Annotated in this window: 4 protein-coding genes; 1 reads left to right on the forward strand and 3 read right to left on the reverse strand. The window is 34.8% G+C overall.

Annotation, left to right across the window (positions count from 1 at the left end):
- Positions 1-112: 112 nt before the first annotated feature.
- The gene (locus A9G30_RS05060; protein WP_065588256.1) at positions 113-1,087 is read left to right on the forward strand and encodes an ornithine cyclodeaminase family protein; all 975 of its coding nucleotides are present in this window, start codon (positions 113-115) and stop codon (positions 1,085-1,087) included.
- 74 nt (positions 1,088-1,161) lie between these two features.
- Here the strand turns inward: A9G30_RS05060 and gpsA are convergent, their stop codons facing one another.
- The 3 genes from gpsA to A9G30_RS05075 are packed head-to-tail and all read right to left on the reverse strand — an operon-like array spanning position 1,162 to position 3,152.
- Positions 1,162-2,178 carry an NAD(P)H-dependent glycerol-3-phosphate dehydrogenase gene (gene gpsA / locus A9G30_RS05065; protein WP_176700443.1) on the reverse strand — a complete coding sequence of 339 codons (1,017 nt, stop codon included), beginning with the start codon at positions 2,176-2,178 and terminating at the stop codon, positions 1,162-1,164.
- A 40-nt stretch (positions 2,179-2,218) separates the two neighbouring features.
- The gene (gene secB / locus A9G30_RS05070; RefSeq protein WP_065582343.1) at positions 2,219-2,686 is read right to left on the reverse strand and encodes a protein-export chaperone SecB; all 468 of its coding nucleotides are present in this window, start codon (positions 2,684-2,686) and stop codon (positions 2,219-2,221) included.
- A 25-nt stretch (positions 2,687-2,711) separates the two neighbouring features.
- Positions 2,712-3,152, reverse strand: a complete 441-nt coding sequence (locus A9G30_RS05075; protein ID WP_065588257.1) for a rhodanese-like domain-containing protein — start codon at positions 3,150-3,152, stop codon at positions 2,712-2,714.
- Positions 3,153-3,233 lie beyond the last annotated feature (81 nt).

Below are 3,233 nucleotides of genomic sequence, written 5' to 3' on the forward strand. Positions count from 1 at the left end.
GTTTTTATTATATAAATCATTTTGTTAGAAAGTAATTGGAATGATTGACTTGAAAGTTAGATAATAGATACTAAACATAGAATAAATCTGGGAAAACCAGTAAGGAATAAAAATGCTGATTTTAACAGCCAAAGATATTGAAAAATTTTATACCATGAAAGATGCTGTAGCTGCTGATAAACAAGCCTTAAAAATCTACACTGAAGGAAATAGTGATGTACCACTGCGAATCAATTTTGATATGCAAAAAGGTCAATGTTTATTTATGCCTGCTCATATTAAGGATCAAGATATTGTAGGAATTAAGATTGTCTCGGTATTTCCTGATAATTCAAAGCTAGGCAAACCATCAGTACCTGCTCAAGTATTAATGCTAGATCCAAAAACTGGTGAAGTTTGTGCCTTGTTAGACGGTACTTTTGTTACTCAGCTTCGAACAGGTGCTGTTCAAGGTGCGGCAACGGACTTGTTGGCTCGTAAAGATGCTCGTCGTGCAGTATTGATCGGTACAGGTGGCCAAGCGATATCTCAATTAGAAGCAATGTTAACGGTTCGTCCGCTTACAGATGTGGCTATTTTTGATATTGATATACAAAAAGCTAAGCGGTTTACTGATGAGGTAAAATGTCGTTTTTCTCATTATTCTACTCATTTTTATTTTTCACAGGATTTGGATGAAGACATTAGCCAAGCTGATATTATTACTTCTATTACTACATCAAAAGTGGTGACATTTAATGGTGATAAAGTAAAGCCTGGTACGCATATAAATGGTGTCGGTGCTTATACTCCACAAATGCATGAAATCCCTCAAAGTATTGTTGAAAAGGCCGATATTCGTGTGCTTGATACTAAAGAGGGGGTATTTGCAGAGGCTGGCGATATTATTGATCCAATTAAACAAAATCTGGTATCAGAAGATGATTTTCTAGAGTTGGGGGATTTAGTCATCGATCCGACACAATGCCGACAAAATGAGGAACAAATTACGCTATTTAAAACAGTTGGAACGGCTGTACTAGATGTGTATATTGGTTATGATATCTATCTCAAAGCAAAAGAAAAAGGAATAGGTCTGGATTTATAGTAATTGATTTTTGGGCTGGAATGCGATTTTTTTATCAAAAAGTTTTTTAGGTAGATGTGTGTTTAAGTATAAAACTAGCTTTTTAGCTCTTCTTTTTGTGAACGTCCAAGTAATGTCATAGCTGCTTGTTTTGGATCTTTATGCTGATAAAGGACTTGGTAAATTTGTTCAGTAATTGGCATATCTATATGATATTTTTGGGCTAGCAACCAGACTTCTTTTGTATTTTTGCATCCTTCAACAACTTGGGCAATGGCATTTTGAGCTTCTTCAATAGACTTATTTTGTCCTAATAATATGCCAAAACGACGATTACGAGATTGATTATCTGTACAGGTTAAAACCAGATCCCCAAGTCCAGCCATTCCCATAAAGGTTGCAGGATCTGCGCCTAATGCTGCACCTAATCGCATCATTTCAGCAAGCCCACGCGTAATTAATGCGGTTCTTGCATTAGCACCGAAACCAAGTCCATCTGATAATCCAGCGCCAATGGCAATCACATTTTTTATTGCCCCCCCAAGCTGTACACCAACAAAATCTTTGCTACTATAAACGCGGAAGCTTTTACTGCAATGGAATAATGTTTGCAATTGATTTAAAAAATGTTCATCTGTTGATGCAACCGTTACCGCAGTTGGTAATCCAGATGCGACCTCTTTAGCAAATGTTGGCCCTGAAATCACGGCTAATGGAACTTTATCACCCAAAATTTCTTTTGCTACATCTTGTAGTAATCGACCTGTATCTACTTCCAACCCTTTTGTTGCCCAGACAATTTTAGTATCTTGGCGTAAAAATGGTTTAATTTGAGTTAGAATACTTGCAAAAGCGTGGCTAGGTACCACAATAAGTAAAATTGGAGCGGCTGAAACCGCTGTTTTTAAATCACTTTCGATTTGTAACAGATCAGGAAATGGGATATCTGGTAAAAATTGTCTATTTTGCCTTTCATGCTGCAAAATGGTCATTTTATCTGGGTTATGACCCCATAATAAAGTTGAATGCCCATTTCGTGCCAGTAAAATAGCTAAAGAGGTTCCATAAGAGCCTGAGCCAATTACTGTTATTGCAGCAGTTTTTTTCATAATAACTCAATAAACTTATTGTTAATTGTCTGAAACACAATAATTATTGCAATGTTTCAGTTGGTTCAGCTTGTTGTTGAAGATAATTAATGAATAATGCCTCAAAATTTACTGGCTCTAAATTTACTTGAGGAAACGTGCCTTTATTAACTAAGCTTGACACAACTTCTCGAGCATAAGGGAACAAAATATTTGGGCAATAAGCACCAACACAATGTTGAATTTGACCTTCGTCGAATCCAATAAGTGAAAAAATACCTGCTTGAGTCACTTCACAAATATACACCACTTCCTCTTGTTGCTTTACAGTCACAGTAACGCGTAACGCAATTTCGTACACATTTTCACTTAAAACTTGTGACGATGAGTTTAATTCTATATTTAAGTCTGGTTGCCACTGTTTTGTAAAAATTTCAGGAACATTATTGGTTTCAAATGAAACATCTTTAGTATAAATACGTTGAATTGCAAACTGTGTTTCGGGTTGTTGCGTATTGTTTTGTTCTGTCATGATAAAACCTTATTTTTAAATTATATTATTTTCTAACGAGTGGTAAATTTTCGCCATTCCATCCGGCAATACCGTCTTTTAATGTAAAGACATTTAAGAAACCTTGTTTGACCAGTATTTCACCTATACCTGTTGATGATAAACCATTTTCATCAACCAAAATAACAATGCTTTCTTTAAATTTTTCAATTATTTTTGCACTCGCATTTTTAATATCGATAGGCAAAACATTGTGAGATTCGGTGATATGCCCTTTTTTAAAGCTATCGGTAGAGCGAATATCAATGATAACAGCATTTTGCTTATTAATCATATGGATTGCTTGAGCATTATTAATAATTTTAACCTTAGATAGTTTACTTTTAATGGTTAGCACAATAATTGCAATAAACAGAACAATCCAACCTAAAGAAAGTAAAAGATGATTTTTTACAAAAGGTAGTATTTCGAGTGTTATAAAGTCCATATTTGTATGATTACCTAGTCATTTCAATATAAGGTGAGATTATAACGATATTATGCACTGAAATACAGCACCAATAAGAAA

Origin of the sequence: Gilliamella sp. Fer4-1, from assembly GCF_001690515.1 — a bacterium.
GTDB classification, from domain to species: Bacteria; Pseudomonadota; Gammaproteobacteria; order Enterobacterales; family Orbaceae; genus Gilliamella; species Gilliamella apicola_C.

Coding starts and splice junctions, on each gene's coding strand:
- A9G30_RS05060 (WP_065588256.1), top strand. CDS start 113: ATGCTGATTTTAACAGCCAAAGATATTGAAAAATTTTATACCATGAAA.
- secB (WP_065582343.1), bottom strand. CDS start 2,686: ATGACAGAACAAAACAATACGCAACAACCCGAAACACAGTTTGCAATT.
- A9G30_RS05075 (WP_065588257.1), bottom strand. CDS start 3,152: ATGGACTTTATAACACTCGAAATACTACCTTTTGTAAAAAATCATCTT.